Source organism: Bacteroides sp. AF39-11AC, from assembly GCF_003474285.1.
Lineage (GTDB): Bacteria > Bacteroidota > Bacteroidia > Bacteroidales > Bacteroidaceae > Bacteroides.
On the sequence record NZ_QROH01000010.1, the window covers coordinates 112,253 to 129,864 of the forward strand.

Genomic DNA, 17,612 nt, shown 5'->3' on the forward strand with positions numbered 1-17,612 from the left:
AGGGTTAGGGCTGAAACCTCTGCGCCTCATCCGGTCCGGGCACAGCATATGCAGGGTCGATAGCGCGGATATAAACATCCCCGTCTTTCCCTGTCTTTACTTCCAGAGGAACGATCGTAGTTCCCTGCTCATTGATGGTCTGAGCAGTCTCACTTAAATCGCGATTCTGAATGCCTACTTTGGATACAGGTGCGATATTCCCGTTAAAAAATGCCGTGCACCACCATTGCCCCTTCTTATCCCGGAAGGGAGTTCCATGCCCCAGGAAACGACCGGCAAAACGACGTTCACTGTAAGGACCGGTAATCCGGTCGGCTGTGCAATAATACAGATTATATGATCCCTTACGGGAGTCATCCGTAGACCATGCCGTACCGAAAAGTACATACTTCTTTCCTATCTTCCGTATAGTTGCACCTTCGTGCCCGATGCTGCGGTCGGAAGGATCAATATGTACAGGCTTTGCTGCCAATCCCTGAAAATTCGGTTTCAGAGGGGCAATCTCGGTATTGCTCCACGTCAGATACCAAGTGCCATCGTCATCACGAAAAAGAGAAGGATCGTGCTTATCTCTCATATCATCTCCCATAGGGAAAGCGAAAGAATCATTCTTATCCGCATGATCGGCAATAATAAGATTGGCGCCATTACCTACAGGTTCGGGTGAGGTATGTACAAATACCCATTTGCCATCTACCCGGTACATTTCGGGAGCCCAAAGCAACCAGTTTTTCTTAGATTTATTCTGGAAAGCATCCGGGAATTGCCGGGCCCAGTATCCCTTTTCCAACGAAAAGGGTTCGCCCAGATATTCCCATTCAGCAAGATCCGGGCTACGCCATACGCGAATCTGATAACCGACTATACTCGGTTTCAAACCCATCTTCCGGGAAACATGGTCCAGTCCCAGATTATAGGGATCTCCAGCTTCACGGGTATCTCCATACGTAGGTGTGGTACCAGTCAGATAATAGAAACCATCCTCACATAAGTAGATATATGGATCTCGTATCCACCCGTCTTTCAGATAGACTGCCCGGTTATGCTGCTTCACAGCTTTCCGGATTTCTTTCTTATCCTGGGCTTTCGCAAGAAACGATACGCCTATCAGGAGTATGAAGCAAAAGAATAATCGGTTTCTCATCATCAGGGTTTCTTTTTATCGGATGGACATTACTTTGCAGAAGTTGCTACTGTTCCCGACGGTTTATTCAGACGGGCCGTTGTAGGAAGCGGAGTTCCGAAATCGGGATAGTCGTTCTCGAGCCATACAAACTTCTGGGCACGTGGTGAACGGGTATCTCCAGCACCTTCAGGATCTACCTGTGTATCGCGTGCATGATACAGGATATACCATTCCGTACCATCGGGAGAGGGGAAGAAGCTATTGTGTCCTGTACCGTATACGCCGTTCTCAGGCGACTGTTTGAATACAGGTTGCTGGGATTTAGACCATGACTTCGGGTCCAACATATCACTGTCAGTGCTTGCCGTCAGCATACCCAGAGCATAATACGGAGTCCATACCCCACTGGCGGAATAAGCTATATGAACATACTTACCTTTAGGACTCAACAAGGGTTGAGGACCTTCATTTACAAAAATATCGTAAGAAGGATTCCAGCCGTTCTCGTTCTTATGATGTCTTTCCCACTCCAATTCCGGTTTGGAAATCAGAACTCTCTCGGAGCCCAGTGTCCAGGGGTTCTCCATACGGGCAATATAGATACACTGAGTTTCGGTATCCACACGGCGGGTTTGCCAACCGGACCATACCATATACAATTCACCTTTATTCTGGAACACAGAACCGTCGATAGCCCAGTTGTTATCCTTGTCCGTACTGATACGGCCTTTCATTACAAACTCTCCATCAAAAGGATCTCTGTTTACATTCTCCAATACATACATCTGGTGATTGTCCGTATTACCATCATCAGCGGCATAATAGATATACCATTTGCCATCGATATTATGGATTTCAGGTGCCCAAAGATGGTATTTATTAGAAGGATCGGTAGGAATCCAGACAGTCTTCCGGGGAGCATTCTTCACATCGGTAACGTCAGTAGTCTTCCAGAGTACCAGACTATCTTGCACGGTATGCATATAGTAGTAAGTACCTTCATGGAACAGCGCCCAGGGATCAGGACCTTTCTGGAACAAAGGGTTCACATACGTAGTTGCCAGAGAATCAACCTCTGCCAATCCGTCTTTCTTCACTTTAGTATTTCCACATGAGGTTACAGAAAGTAATGCTGCGACTCCCAGCATCACAACAAAGCAATTCTTAATTTTCATATTTTATCATATTAGAGTTGTTGACTATTAGTTACCAGGCTCTGTATTTAGCCATCGGATTGGTTACATTCCAACGGAAATATTCGTATGCAGTATGAACGGATGCACGCTGAAAAGCAGGCATTTCATAAAGCAACCGTCCACCTTCACCCACCAATTCCACTTTAACCGTCTTCGAACGGTCTATCGCTTTCAATACTTCAGGAAACACGAAGGTGCGCGTATCAAGTTCTTCCACTGCTTTACCACCATCTGTTACGTCGGAATATTCTATCTCCAAAGGAAGTTCATACGTAATGTCGTCCAGAATAAACCGGATAAGATTCATCTTGAAAGACTTTCCGGCAGGATATTTATAGCTGACTTTAAAGGCCGACTGGATATTATTCTCTTTACTTTCCTGATTATAGAAGGCGAGCATCACCGATGCACCGTTCGCCTCATAGTTATAAGGTCCATACCACACTTTGTGTGATACTCCCGGATAGAAAGTTTCAACTACCGGAAAATGGAATAAAGAATAGAACTCCACTTTGCCGGGCAGTAGTCTTACAGCATAATCCGGATCGGAATAAACCACAGCACCTCCCTGTTCATAATCTGCTTTCTTAAAATGTCTGACCAGGTTCTTTTCTATTGCTGCACGCTTAGCATTATCCTGGGTATCATAAAACAGGGTAATGCCATAAATCACGCTGTCGCAGAATTGATAGGAAACTCCTGAAAAGATACTTTTACTATAAAAAGGTCGCACAGTACTTTCTGCCATATTCTCATTTTGACCCGCCAATTCTATCTCCGAAGCAGTATTCAGTCGAAAGCCGAAAGGGATGACCTCACGTGCACCGTAATCTTCCAGATCGGGCAAGTTTAGCATCAAATTCTTCTGGTTATTGTAGAGGGTACTCAATAACCCGTACTGTCTCTCGGGAGCACCCTTCAGTTCAACGGTTTGCCCGGTAGCAGCCAAATATTCATCTACTTGTTTCAGACGGGGTTGTTGTGCAAAAACCTGAATGACACCAACCCACAATAGCATTGTTACGATATAATATTTCATAGCCTGTTCCTTTTTTATTCTTTTTCCAAACCTTGTGTACGCGCATAACGCTCTATCATCTCTTGCCGCTTTTCCATCGGCCACTGTTCTATGACATCGATATCCCACTCGCCAAAAGCATCCATAAAGCGGTGCATAGGTTCGAGGATGGAAGCTTGATTCCACGGAAGCTGTTGACGCACACTATGTCCACGATTGGATTGCGGGTTGAAGCATTCCGTAAGCAAACCTCTGTAACGGTATCGCATATCCCCATCCAGATCCATAATGGAAAGAGTATTGTTTTGAATCAGCTTTGCCATTTCCAGGAAATGCGTATCTCCCGTCATGAGGTATAAGCGATAGTACTGGAAGGAAGAGAAAGCCAGTCCGTTGTCTATTGCAGAGTGTCCGGTAGCAATCAGGGTTTGCCCTACAATACTTACATCTTTTGGAAAATCAGTCAAAGTATCGTTAATAGCCATCGGTACATGATAAGCAAACATAAAGGTTTCCGTATAGCGGGCAGCCTGTATGGCGGCTTCCTTCCACTTGGCATCACCTGTAACGTCATAAAGTGCCAGAAAAGCATAAATAGCCATTTGTCCGGACTCACGGTCTTTTACATTGGGATTGTCAATAACTCCACCTACATAAAGGTAATCATGGTGGATAAAGTCATAACTAAATTCACCTGCTTTCAAGGCTGTATCCAGATAGCGTTTGTCCTGGGTAGCCGAGTAGAGTTCAATCAAGAAGCGGATGATATTAGTAGTTGTATATTTACTGTCATGAGTCGGCTTTCCGGTTCTCCAGTCATAACGGAGATAAAAGCTACCGTCCTTTTCCTGATTCCGTACTAGCCAATCAGCGTACTTTTTGCAATAGGAGAGCCATTCGGGTTTATTAATTCCATGCTTTTTCATGGTATTCCATGCACCCATCATACCTTCCATACCACCGGCAGCAACACGCATATAAGCTTCATAATCACGCCAGGTTGCTTTCCGATCTACATAGGCATCTGCCCAGGAACTTACAAGGCCACTTTCCTGTTGTGAGTTATTCACCCAGAAGTCAACAACTTCCGATGCTTTGCGTACATATTCCTGATTGTCAATTTCCAATCCTTTCCGCAAAAGGAAATAGGCATTTGAAATCTGGAAACCGATAAAGCCCATTTGATAGTTATAAGCACGGGCTATTCCATTAGGCAGATAGATGGAGAAAGGCCAGCCCGGTGCACCATTCAGATTCAGCAGGTAAGCATCAAGCACCTCAATGCTGGCTTCATAAGCATCTTTCACATCTACTTTATGTACGACAGGGGTATATTTATTCCACGCCTGTTTCCATACTGTTTCCACCAGTTCGGGGAAGTCTTTCGTCTGGTTGAAACCGAAAGCCAGGCTATATGTATGTTTCACTCCGGCCTTCACAGGATGACTGCGATAGGCAAAGCCTTTTCTTTTCTGTTCGGGAAGGCGGCCTACATAGGTGGTTTCGCCCTCAATTCCCGGGAAGACAAAAAGAATAGAGTGTGAATCGGTTTCTGTGAAACCCAAGCTACCAAATTGCATACGTTCATCCACAATACGGTTTACTCCATTTTCACCATAGAAAGTTTCTGGATCAGCATTCAGGTGTACCATGTCAATAGCTAATCCGGAAGCCTTCTCACGGGCAGATACCAATGGTAAGGGTAAACGGTCTTCGCGGAAATAAAAGTAATTATCGGTGTAGTCACTGGCAAGAGAACCACGTCTAAGGCTCAAGTTGTTCCTGTACCAGATACCCGGAACAAAGAATTCAAAATCTTCAATCTGCGTTTTACGTTGCAGAGTCAATCCGAAATAAGAGTTGAAGTAGTCGTCTCCTTTTCCAATCTTTTCAATCGTTACCTCCCTATCCATGCGGAAATGATTCTCTGTATCGGGGGTAAACACATCTTTTACATGAAATAAGGTTCCATGAGATGACTTTAACTTTGCGATGCAAACCAACGACTCTTTTTCTTCCTTTACAGAAGAATAATAACCGTTCAGCGTTTCCGCATTCACTTCCAATGTAACTACATAAGGAGCATTTAAACTCAAATAATGGGCGTTACCAGTTTGCAGGCTCAGGCGTTTTCCATCTTTGGCTACAGACAGGCTGGCATCACCACTTTGCAATGCATATGCTTTTTCTGCTGCCAGAGAAAACTGGATGGACGAGAGGAAACTGACGAGTATAAATAGATATTTCATGTTTCAGACATTATCAGGGATACAATAAATTTAAGTTGAAAAGACTCTGCCGGTTTATGCCGACAGAGTCTTTATATCAAAACATAGTGTTTACTCTACCGGCAAGTTTTCTATCTTCTGTATTGTTGAGAAGAGAAAATACTGATTCATTCCCTCCAACTCAATAGCTACACGATAGAAAGCATAAGTACGATAGTTATCTACGAAGTTTTCCTTCTTGCGATACTCGGACAATGGGATATATACCTGCAACGTAGTATCATCGATGTATTCCACATCACTGCTACGTGTACACTTAATACCACTGTTAACCAAAGAACTTGTGCTCAGCCAAATACGAGTCTTTACAATCTTCGGAGCTGCTTTCACCGTATTAGTCATCTTCTCAATATTGAAAGTAGCAACGATATTGCCATTCTTCAATTCAGCTTTCAAATTCTTCAATTTGTAGTACGGACGCACTTCAAAGTCTCTTGTAACATTCGAGTTAAAATGATAGGCAATAGAATCATAACCTTTACCTGCACCCCGTGATTCAAAATCAGGAAGTTCGAAAGGCAATGTTTCATTCACTAATGTCATTTTATAGTCCGCATCGAAGAAGAGCTGTTGGTAGTGTCCCTGATCGTCGACACGTATACCCGTACCGCCGCCATCTACTTTACCATAACCGCTCTGGAAGACTCTTAATAACCCTTTATTTGAGTCGAAAGGAAAGTTCTCACCGTCACACTTCAACTGGCCGCTGAAAACATAAGACGGAGCATCGTAATTATCATATTCGCAGGATGTCATAGTAAATCCTAATATGACAAATGCTGCTGCAATTATAGATTTTAATTTCATTGTTTTTAAGCTTTAGTTGGTAAATTAATGATTAGGATTCTTCTCAATATTCGGGTTACCTTCATTCATCGGATACGCATTATAATACATCTTGTTGTCGAAGTACAAAATAGCATTATTTGCTCTGTTCTGAGCTTTCATTTTCCGATAAATCCACTTACCATCTTCGGGCGTGCCCGGAGCATAAATCTTATACGGCCACAATACGTAGATAGTAGCAGTTTTATTCGCCTGGTCGTTGTACCACACCTCATCGGCAACTCTCCAACGCTTCAAGTCTTCATAACGATGATCTTCGAATGCCAACTCTACACGTCTTTCGTTTACAATACGATTGAATGTCAGTTCGTTCTCAGCCAACTTGAATCCCTCACCACCTGCACGCTGACGTACGCGGTTGATGTAATCCAATGCTATAGTCTTAGTAGAACGGCCATTGTAGCTGGCTACTCCCAGTTCATTCAAGTAGAAAGCAGCCTCAGCAGCATTCAACAAAGCTTCGCCGAAACGGAACACTACATAAGGAACAGAGCTAACACCTTCTATCTCACTTCCAGCGGCAGTATCGACAAACTTTCTCAATAAGAAACCGGAATGAGAAATATACCAGTTACTGCTACCATCATCGCCACGAAGAGGTCCGTCTTCTCCGGTCACTTTCTGACCCATATAATGAAGGGTATCAACTTGTCCAATAGAACGCGCAGTTTCAAACCGATAGCCATCGGCAGTAGGAATAGCCAGACCAGCTTGAAGATCAACAGAAGCACCTCTGAATGAGCTTCCCGGATACAAAACTGTACCAGCCAGACGAGGATCACGTCCTGCAAAGATATCTTCCGGCTTATTGTACAAATTGTATTTGTAAGTAGATGTATACACATTCATGTCCTCGATTACTTCATCACCTACATAGGCATCCATTTCTTTCGCTTCGTGAGTATTGAGCATCTCATAATCATTTACCAGATTCAAGACAGGATTAACCTGGCAACCAGCTTTATTATTCGAAGTACGCACCAATTTGCGTGTGAGGGCACGGGTAGTAAAGTTATTCCTCACATTTACTCCATCATAGGCCTTACAGAAAATCAGTTCTGGATTATTTTCCGGTTTAGCAATAAATGCTTCTGCATAGTTGGTTGCTAAATCAGCTTGTTTCTGATAGAGTTGATAGCCCATAGTTTCCAGTTCAGCACAAGCATCGATACAAGCCTTCAGATAACCTTCCGCCTTACTTCTTTCAATACCTGTAGCACCACTTGACAAGTTTAGAGTCTTGGTAGCACTTTTATCATAGTTGTATGCCAAAGTTCCGGCGTACAGAGCTGCACGGCACTTCAGGGCCATAGCTGCACCTTTGGTGGCACGAGTTTTAACACGGGAAGTCCCGAAATCGTCTTTTACTGCATCCATTTCACTAATGATAAAGTCGTAAATTTCAGATTCCTTATTTCTGGGCACAGCCAATGGCGTGGGATCTTCCATATATTCCGTTACCTCAGTAACCAAAGGAACACCGCCATACTGAACCACCATTTTGAAATAATTATAAGCTCTAAAATAACGGGCTTCTGCTTGGAAATACTTCAACTTATCAGCGGGAATCGAACCGGCAGATACCGTATTCAAATTCCGGATATGAAGATTTAATTCACGGATGAAACCATAATCATAAAAGTTTCTGTAATCGGTTCCTACATTTCCTGCAAAACCCCAATACTGACTGTTATTGGATGCTTCATCCCAGCGGGTAAGATCATAAGATTCTCCATCGGCACCGAAATCTTGCCAGTACTTCATGCGACCGTATAAATTGGCGGCAATACTGTTAATACCAACCTCTGATGTATAGGCCTGATTTTCGGTAAAAGACATCTTGTCCTCTTGTTCCAACCAACTGTCGCAAGAAGAGAAAAGCAATAAGCCTGATAATAATGCTATTGATAATCTATTTTTTTTCATGTTACATTCAATTAAAAGGTTACGTTTACTCCAACTGTGTACACTTTGTGTTGCGGATAGTCGAATCCGGTAACAGAAGAGATTTCAGGGTCGAAACCAAAGTCATTCAAGCTATCCCAGCAAAGCAGGTTAGAACCTTCAAAGTAAACTCTGAGCTTCTGTATCAAAGCTTTCTTTGTCCACTTAACCGGCAATGTATAACCTACCACTAAGTTACGCAGACGTAAATAGTTGATTTCCTTTGCATAAAAGTCATTCCAGTCTCTGATAGAAGGATTGTTGCTGCGAACAGCGGGGAACTTACCACGTTTCCAAGGAGATTTCGTATCAAAGATATCTTCGTGCTGCCAAGAATCTACTACATTGTATACATATCCCATCTGGTCAGTACCAATACCATATTTCACATGCCAGTCACCGATAAATGTATTCATGAAACCACCCGCAAAATCGGCTGCAAAGTCAATTCCTTTATATTCGAAGCCCAAGTTGATACCCATTGAAAGCAAAGGGTTCTTGTTGGCATTACCACTATCCCAATCATAGTCAGTAGCTGCATAACCTAAAGGACGCTTGTCGTAGTCGTCAATCACACCGTCACCATTAACATCCCTGAAAATCAAGTCACCCGGACGCAGATTCACGTTGTTAGCACCATCAATATTCACCGGATAGTTATCAATTTCTTCTTGAGTCTGGAACACACCGATCGTTTCCCACATCCATACAGCACCATTCTTCACATTAGACCAACGGTTAGCCTGTCCCCAACGGTATTGATCCCATCCGTTCAAGAAGACTTCACCATAGTTGTTAATTGTCTTCTGGCGAGCCAAAGTCAGGTTAACACCTACAAAATAATTGAAGTCATTAACGCGATCATTCCATTTCACCATGCCATCAATACCACTAACCTGGTCAGAGTTCAGATTCTGTTTCTGTACACTATAACCTGCCTCATAAGGATAGATAATGTCAGTCGGGGTGGCAGGAATACCACTTCTTTTTCTCTTAAAGAAATCCACTTCCAGTTTTAAGCGGTCGTTCAGGAAGCCCATATCGAAACCGACATTCATCATGGAAATCTTCATCCAAGAAAGTCCGGTTTGAGGAATTCCTTTGTAAGCAGTGCCTGTAGTATAAGCATCTGGGCCATTACCCAAAGGATTATTACTTATAATAGCTCCTCCATTGTTAAATGCATAGCCAGGCAGATAAGCAAAGTCTGTATAACTACTATTAAAGTTTCTAGCCATGTCATCGCCCATTTCACCATAAGAAGCTCTCAATTTAATACTGGAAATCCAATCAGCCACCTTAGAATCTTTGTAGAATTCTTCTTCAGACAGACGCCATGCACCTGAAACTGACGGGAAGAAACCCCATTGATTGCCCGGCAAGAAACGCCAGGAAGCATCATAACGACCGGCAAAGTCAATGATATATTTTTCTTTATAAGAATAGCCTGCACGGAAAATGAAACTGGCCGTAGTAACGGTACGCAGATATTCTTTCACATCATTATTGGCATTCTTCGTAATTACGTCCACGAATGGATTCTCTACCGGACTCTGATATACATTTAAATTTTTGATATCTTCTTTGAAGAACTCGAAGCCGGCAACAGCCGTCACATGATGATCCTTAGCAAATATGTGGTCGTAGTTCAAAGTGAATTGTCCCATCATTTCAACTTTTGAGTTCGTCTCCTTTCCACGATAAGTATTTGTCTTGGTAGAAGCTACTTTGTACTCCTGCGTTGAAGCATTATATCTATATTCATTCCAGCTTTTCTCATTATCTTCCTGACGCATATTCTCATAATAGTAAGACAGCAAACCTTTAGCAGTCAGTCCTGGAAGCGGTGTCTTATATTCCAAATTTGCACTAAGCTGAATAGTACGGAAATCTTTCTGATGCTTACCTGCATTGTCAATTGTATAAGCAGCCATATTACGGGCACCATCATGGGTCGGACTGATGTAATTCAGATAATCAGGATTATCATTAGCATAAGGACGCATAGTCGGAATCAAGTTGAAAATAGAGTTACGCATCTGGAAGTAATCGTCACCGCCCGGAAGTGCCGGATTGACATTCTGCTCTATCTTACCCAATGTCTGAAAACCTACCTTGAAATTATCAGTCAACTGCATATTAAAGTTGGCCTGCAAGTTCGTACGGTTATAGTTATATTCCTTGAATACGGCATCCTGATCAATATGTCCTACAGAAATGTAGTAGTCGGTCTTCTCTGTACCACCGCTGATATTAGCATTTACATAATACTGAGGAGCAGCATTGCTTACAAAATTATCTTTCCAATCATATCCACGATAATCTTCACCTGTAGCCGGATTATAATATCCAGTTCTCCATTTCTCCAAATCAGCTTTGGCATTGGCAATGTTATCAGCTCCAGTCAGGTTGCCATCATTGGCCTGCTTCATGTAGTTACCCCATTTCCACTGGTAAGCATTCAACAATTCAGGATACTTTGTCCATCCTTGCCAGCCCATGTGAGCATTCAAGTTTATCTGAGGCTTCTGTCCTTTTTTACCGGTTTTTGTAGTAATCAAAACCACACCGTTGGCAGCCTTCACACCATAAATAGCAGCAGCACCATCCTTCAGAATAGATACATTCTCAATATCGTGAATATCCAGGGCATTGAATGCTGTCTCATCTTTCATAATACCGTCGATAACATAGAGAGGAGTACCCATGTTACGAATCTCAAGGTTAGTCGAAGTTCCCGGTTGACCTGACTTCTGACGTGCCGTAATACCTGATACTTTACCTACCAAAGCATTGGCAGCCGACGTTGATGTAGAACGGGCCAAATCTTTATTGTTCACCGAACTTACTGCAGCAGCCACTGTAGCTTTCTTCTGAGTGGCATATCCCACTACCACAACTTCGTCAAGCAATTCTGTATCTTCCTTCAGTGTAACGTCCAGGTTTCGTTTTCCCTTTACGCTGATCTCCTGTGGTGCATAGCCCACAAATGAAACTGTCAGAACTGCATTAGTTCCCTTAACAGAAAGTGTAAACTTACCATCGACATCAGTAATCGTTCCGTTGGTAGTTCCTTTCTCCATAATGTTTACTCCAGGCAAAGGTTCACCTGTAACATCTTTCACTATACCTGACACAGCTACATTTTGTGCCTGAAGCATTGCGGAAGACACTAGAACAACTAATAATAAGAAGAAATTCTTCCTTCTATTACCAGCCGAGATTAACTCATTTAAAAAGTGCTTCATAAGTTATTATTTAAAATTAAACATAAATTAGTTTATCTGTATATTATTGAAAACTGAAAAATGAGAACTTATCTGAAAACTTATTATTTTACCTTAACTATGAATATCTTATATCATGCTTGTTTCAATGTCTTTTTAACGCCCTCCTTTCTTGATCCTAAAAAGTGAACACTCATTTATTTTTATAAACTTTAAATGCTTTTTGTTCTCCTGAAACCAAACACACATTCAAAATATAAAACCCTGAAAATGCTCCATGCAGCGGGAATGTGTATTCCTCATCTGTTACCTTCATATCTTCGGTCCATAACCGTCTTCCTGCCAAATCTGTAAGCTCTACCTTTGAAATATCTTCTTTACCTTTATTTACTAGAAAAAGCTGATCCCCTGAAATATATGCCGAAAGTGAATTGCCATCAATCGTTTCGATTCCGGTCTCCGGGTCCTGTCCATAATCGGAAGACTGATATTTAGAATATCTATTATTCAATTCCTCTACCTTGGATTTCGGCATAGCTTCTACTTCCTCCAGATCATAAGTACCAAAAGCATCCTTAAAACGAATCATCGGATCCAAGTGAGCAGCAAAGTTCCACGTCAATGCTTCCATTATAGAATTCATTCTTCGACCCGCACCATTGCTTACCCTTACTTGAAAAGCTTCTTGCTGCAAACCTTCTGGTTGTCCGGGATAAAGTTCCTGTCCCAGATTCATAGATTGTTTCGTATTGTGAGCACTGATACGTGCAACGTGTAAATAGTGCTCTTTACCTGTCAACAGATACAGGCGATAGTACACAAATGAGGACCATGCAAAACCTAAATCCGTAGCTGAATGACCGATAGCTATAATATGTTGTCCGACAATACTTCTGTCTTTAGGCCAATCTGTTTTAGCAGTCTGATCCTTTTCTACCGGTACTTCAAACATATAGCTCCAGCTTTCGGTGTATGTAGCAGCTTGCTCTGCAGCAGCCAACCACTTCGGATCTTTTGTAAGATCATAGATAGCAAGAAAACCATTGATGGCTTGCTGACCAGATTCACTGTCAATAGTCTGCGGATTATCTACCACACAAGCCACATAAAGATATCTTTCATGAATATTGGCGTAAGAAAACTCTGCAGCTTTCAAAGCAGCCGTCTTATAACGTTCGTCATTAGTAGCAATGTAAAGCTCCACCAGATAACGGACAGCACAAACTGTCAAAAACTTATTCTGGTTACCTGCCGGATGTTTACCACCCACAACACTGAAAGGATCATATTCCAGATAGTAACTACCATCCGAATTCTGATTAGCCACCAGAAATTCACCAAACTTCTTACAAGCATCCAGCCATGAGGGGATATCTATTCCATTACGTTTAGCATAACACCATGCATTCAGCAATCCGGCCATTCCGTTACAAGCTTGGCGCATAGAAGTCTTTGCCCAATTATCCCACGTACCCCACAATGCAGCATAACGTGTCTTGGGAAGTCCTAAATCTGTCAATCCTTGAGAAGCCCATAAATTCAGTACATTGCTTCCTCTTACCTTATATTCCTCATTACCAGTTTCCACACCTGCACGAAACAATGCATAACCAGCTGTCGGTTGCGAACCAACAAAACCAATCTCATATGTATTTTTATTTAAAGAGAAATCTGTCAGTTTCACACTCCATGGAAATCCAGGACCTTTTATATCCTTATCAACCGAACTGTCCAGATAGTAATGATTAACAGTTTCAATCAATCCCCGATAAGCAGAATTCAAATTAACATCATAAATCTTTGGATTATACAGATTGAAAGCCAGTTCCCAAGCTTCATTTACAGCAATAGCATAGTCCGAAGTCTTATCTATTTTGAAATAAACATTATAAGTATGTTTATCAAATCCTTTTGTTATGGGATGCATACGTCTGCCCATTCCTCCGGTACGCAAGTCAGAACCCGGATAAGTAACCACAGCAGCAAAAGAATCAGATTTTTTCCAGTTAACAACACCCACGCCACCAAACTGATAATTTTCGTCGACTACTACACCACGTGAATCATTCAGTACAGTTTCACATTTTGAATCTTTATGTACTAAAGTGAAAGTCAATCCACTTTCTTTTTGACGCATCATCACCACCGGAAGAGGAATGCGGTCTTCTCTATAAAGAAAACTCAAATCAGTAGCGACCGGAATGCCTGCAGGAATATTCCCATCTTTCTCAAAGTTACCTTTATACCAAACAGCGGGAATAAAGTATTCGCTATTCGCCAATACATCTTCCGGTGCAAACTGTAAGCCGAAGGAAGAAGAGAAACCTTCATCATAAGGATTATCTCCCAACTCAGCAACCTTCACGTTGCGTTTCAGTTCAAACTCACCATTTCCCTTCGCAATATATACGTCATTTATTTCAAAAACAGTAGTCCGGGGGGTAGTAGTCAGGCGTGCTGTCAACTCTACTTTATCTCCATCCTTTGTATAAGATGTATAAGTCGGATAGAAAGTATTCATCTTGACGTCAATCAGTAAAGCAGGATTCTGCTCAGTACCCGCATTAAATTCTTTGCCATAAGCAGAGAATGTAACACCATACGTGTTATCTTTCTGACGGGTAATATTCAGTGTTACTTCACCGGACGACAAAGTTGCTTCCTGTGAAAAAGCAAAAGAGCTATAGAGTAAGCAACTTAACAGGAAAAGAAGTTTTAGCGTTTTCATAATAGTACTTCGATTACAATGTAACATTCGTTTTGATGATGCAAATCTAACGGGAAATAAAATAAGAGAATATCCCATGCGTACCAAAAAATTGCTCTAATTTGTCTATTTGCAAAATCACCTCAAACAGCCTCCAGAAAGGGGAAAAGAGCAAAAACGCTCTATTCTTCCAAAAAAATGCTGTTTCTGTTCAAAGAGGGGAAATTAGAGGTCATATCCGCATATTGTAGTATAGAAATAAATCAAAGATTACTAATGGACTTTTGTTAATTTACTGATAATCAACCAATAGTATTTACCAATGGCTTACTACAAAATGTAAACGTATTTACTGCCGTATGTAACGACCTTTACCCCTTATTGTAACACCATTTACCCCGGCATGTAACGAGCTTTACCTCGGTATGTAAATGAAGTTACCGTGTGGGGTTAACAAAGTTACCATTTGGGAACAACGGTATACTTATCGTTCACCCCACATGAGCAAAAATCGGCTTGCTCTTACAGATTGGTCGAATGCTGTTGTTTTCTGAAAAATTAGCATCATTCCAAAAGGAAAGTTTCGCCTACATTTGCATCGAACTTAAATATATAATATCATGAATATGCGACGATTATTAATCTGCATCTGTGTGGCACTGACTACCGCCATCTCCGCTACTGCTCAAAGCAAAGTATGGAGTACAGAACAAGCCCAGAAATGGGGTAAAGAGAATCCTTGGTATTGTGGAGTTAATTACATTCCTGCCAATGCCATCAACTACACTGCCATGTGGGATAAAACTTCCTTCTCACCCGAAGTGATAGAAAAAGAAATGAAGTTAATGAAGAGTTTAGGTATGAACTGCGCGCGCGTAGTGATGCAATATGCGGTATATGAAGAAGATCCCGCATACTTCATGCGTACACTCGACCGCTTTCTAAGTATCTGTGACAAGTATGGTGTAAAAGTAATGCCTATTTTCTTTGATGATTGCGCCTTCGGTGTCAATACAGACCCGACAGTAGGAAAACAACCCGAACCGCTGGAAGGCTGGTACGCTTGGGCTTGGTCTCCATCTCCCGGTTATTCAATGGTGGTAGATGAACGGACTCACGGTAAACTGGAAAAGTATGTAAAAGAAGTAATGAACCACTTCAAAAATGACCCGCGCATCTTTGTATGGGACTTATACAACGAGCCTACCAACACCACCATGCCGGAAAGAAGCTGGCCACTCCTCCGTAAAGTCTTCACATGGGCGCGTGAAGTAAATCCGAAGCAACCCATCACATCAGGACTCTGGAACGGAAACAAAGAGCTAAATGACTTCCTGGCATCAAACTCAGACATCATCACTTTCCACTGCTATGCTTCGAAAGAAGAAACTGAGAAAGTGATGAAAGAACATCTTAAATTAGGCCGACCTACCATCTGTACCGAGTGGATGAACCGTGTAGCCCACTCCACCATTCCAGAGATTCTTCCAATGTTGAAAGAAGCACATGTAGGCAGTATGATGTGGGGACTGGTAAATGGAAAGACACAGACCCATCTATGCTGGGGACACCGTCCTGAACAATTGCCTTACACTGGTGTATGGCAACATGACATTTACAAAGGAGATTATACCCCATATTCAGCCAAAGAAATTGAAGTAATCAAGAAAACAACCAAGTAATCACATGAAAACATTTCTATTGACCCTTGCGTTAACAGCCTCCACCTCTTTGTGGGCGCAAAGTGAACAGGCTATCATAACCATTCAGGCAAACCAGCCCCGACAGACCATCAGTAAACACATTTACGGGCATTTTGCCGAACATCTGGGACGTTGTATCTATGATGGCTTCTGGGTAGATCCCAACATGAATGTACCCAAAGACGGACGTATCCGCATGGATATTGTCAACGCTTTGCGCGACATCAGTGTACCTAATCTCCGTTGGCCCGGTGGCTGTTACGCTGATGAATACCAATGGCGTGACGGCATTGGAGACCCTACCAAACGCCCCGTAACGCTCAACAGTCACTGGGGAGGTGTAACCGAGGATAACAGTTTCGGTACAGATGAATTCATGAAACTCTGTAAGTTACTTGACTGCGAACCTTATCTTTCAGCCAATATGGGTACTTCAACCCCTAAAGACCTGCGCGACTGGATTGAATACCTCAACTTCAGTGGAAAAACCCACCTGACACAACTCCGTGAACAAAATGGCCATAAAGAGCCCTATGGAGTAAGTTTCTTCGGCATTGGAAATGAAAGCTGGGGATGTGGTGGTAATATGACTCCTGAATATTACGCTGAGCAATATCGTGTCTTCCAGGAATATGCACGTAATTACTCCAACCACCCCATTAAGAAAATAGCCTCCGGTCCCAACAGTGCCGATTATAACTGGATGGAAGTATGTCTGAAGAAAATACCGTCCTATGCATTATGGGGCATTTCATTGCATTACTACACCATTGCTACGGGAAATTGGGGACAGAAAGGCTCTTCTACCCAGTTTGACGAGAAAGAATACTTTGGCGGAGTAAAAAATGCATTATACATGGAAACCTTAGTGAAGAACTACTCTGCCATGATGAATAAATATGATCCGGAAGAAAAAATAGCATTAGTCGTAGACGAATGGGGTATCTGGACAGATGTAGAGCCAGGCACCAATCCGGGCTTCCTGTATCAGCAGAACACCCTACGCGATGCCCTTATTGCCGCCTCTACCCTGAATATTTTCAATAATCATTCCAACCGGGTACGCATGGCCAATCTGGCGCAAGCTATCAATGTACTACAAGCCTTGATCCTGACAGATAAGGAAAAGATGTTGCTGACTCCTACCTATCATATATTCAAGATGTATAAAGTACATCAGGAAGCCAACCTGTTGGAATCCAGTGTCAGCGTCAACGATTATCAATATGGTAATGAAAGTATTCCGGGAGTCAATGTCTCGGCATCCAAGGATGAAAACGGAAAGATACATGTTTCTGTAGTAAACCTGAATCCTAAGAAAGCAGTACCCGCCAATGTCATTCTGAACGGCTACAATGCTAAACAAATAAAAGGAGAGGTTTTGACATCCGCTTCATACACAGATTATAACTCTTTCGATAAGCCCGACAAGATTGCAATGAAAGAATATAAAGACTTCAAAAAGGAAAGTAACGGCAATATCAGTATAAAACTGCCTCCATTAAGCATCGTAACATTAGAAATACAATAAGTTTTCAAATAAATAAGGATAGAAAG

At 42.2% G+C, this 17,612-nt stretch carries 10 protein-coding genes; 2 read left to right on the forward strand and 8 right to left on the reverse strand.

Annotation, left to right across the window (positions count from 1 at the left end):
* Window positions 1–4: 4 nt before the first annotated feature.
* The 8 genes from DW036_RS21160 to DW036_RS21195 form a co-directional block, all read right to left on the reverse strand.
* The gene (locus DW036_RS21160; protein ID WP_118466070.1) at window positions 5–1,147 is read right to left on the reverse strand and encodes a family 43 glycosylhydrolase; all 1,143 of its coding nucleotides are present in this window, start codon (window positions 1,145–1,147) and stop codon (window positions 5–7) included.
* 26 nt (window positions 1,148–1,173) lie between these two features.
* The gene (locus tag DW036_RS21165) at window positions 1,174–2,301 is read right to left on the reverse strand and encodes a family 43 glycosylhydrolase (protein WP_118222397.1); all 1,128 of its coding nucleotides are present in this window, start codon (window positions 2,299–2,301) and stop codon (window positions 1,174–1,176) included.
* Between the two features lie 31 nt (window positions 2,302–2,332).
* Entirely contained in the window at window positions 2,333–3,361 is a 1,029-nt protein-coding gene (locus tag DW036_RS21170) for a hypothetical protein (RefSeq protein ID WP_118466071.1), read from the reverse strand.
* A gap of 14 nt (window positions 3,362–3,375) precedes the next feature.
* Window positions 3,376–5,589, reverse strand: coding sequence for a glycoside hydrolase family 76 protein (locus tag DW036_RS21175; RefSeq protein WP_118466072.1), 2,214 nt, complete (start codon window positions 5,587–5,589; stop codon window positions 3,376–3,378).
* Window positions 5,590–5,679: 90 nt separating this feature from the next.
* Window positions 5,680–6,435 (reverse strand): DUF3823 domain-containing protein, encoded by a 756-nt coding sequence (locus DW036_RS21180; protein ID WP_118466073.1) that lies wholly within the window; start codon window positions 6,433–6,435, stop codon window positions 5,680–5,682.
* Window positions 6,436–6,459: 24 nt separating this feature from the next.
* Window positions 6,460–8,400, reverse strand: a complete 1,941-nt coding sequence (locus DW036_RS21185; protein ID WP_118466074.1) for a RagB/SusD family nutrient uptake outer membrane protein — start codon at window positions 8,398–8,400, stop codon at window positions 6,460–6,462.
* An 11-nt stretch (window positions 8,401–8,411) separates the two neighbouring features.
* Window positions 8,412–11,666: a TonB-dependent receptor gene (locus DW036_RS21190; protein WP_118466075.1), complete on the reverse strand. Its 3,255-nt coding sequence runs from the start codon at window positions 11,664–11,666 to the stop codon at window positions 8,412–8,414.
* 172 nt (window positions 11,667–11,838) lie between these two features.
* Window positions 11,839–14,373: a hypothetical protein gene (locus DW036_RS21195; protein WP_118466076.1), complete on the reverse strand. Its 2,535-nt coding sequence runs from the start codon at window positions 14,371–14,373 to the stop codon at window positions 11,839–11,841.
* Window positions 14,374–14,978: 605 nt separating this feature from the next.
* On the opposite strand from DW036_RS21195, the gene DW036_RS21200 reads away from it, so the two are divergent.
* Together DW036_RS21200 and DW036_RS21205 are read left to right on the forward strand one after the other, a co-directional pair.
* A complete protein-coding gene (locus tag DW036_RS21200) occupies window positions 14,979–16,034 on the forward strand; it encodes a glycoside hydrolase family 2 TIM barrel-domain containing protein (protein WP_233560502.1) in 1,056 nt (351 codons plus the stop codon).
* A 4-nt stretch (window positions 16,035–16,038) separates the two neighbouring features.
* Window positions 16,039–17,586: an alpha-N-arabinofuranosidase gene (locus DW036_RS21205; RefSeq protein WP_118466078.1), complete on the forward strand. Its 1,548-nt coding sequence runs from the start codon at window positions 16,039–16,041 to the stop codon at window positions 17,584–17,586.
* Window positions 17,587–17,612 lie beyond the last annotated feature (26 nt).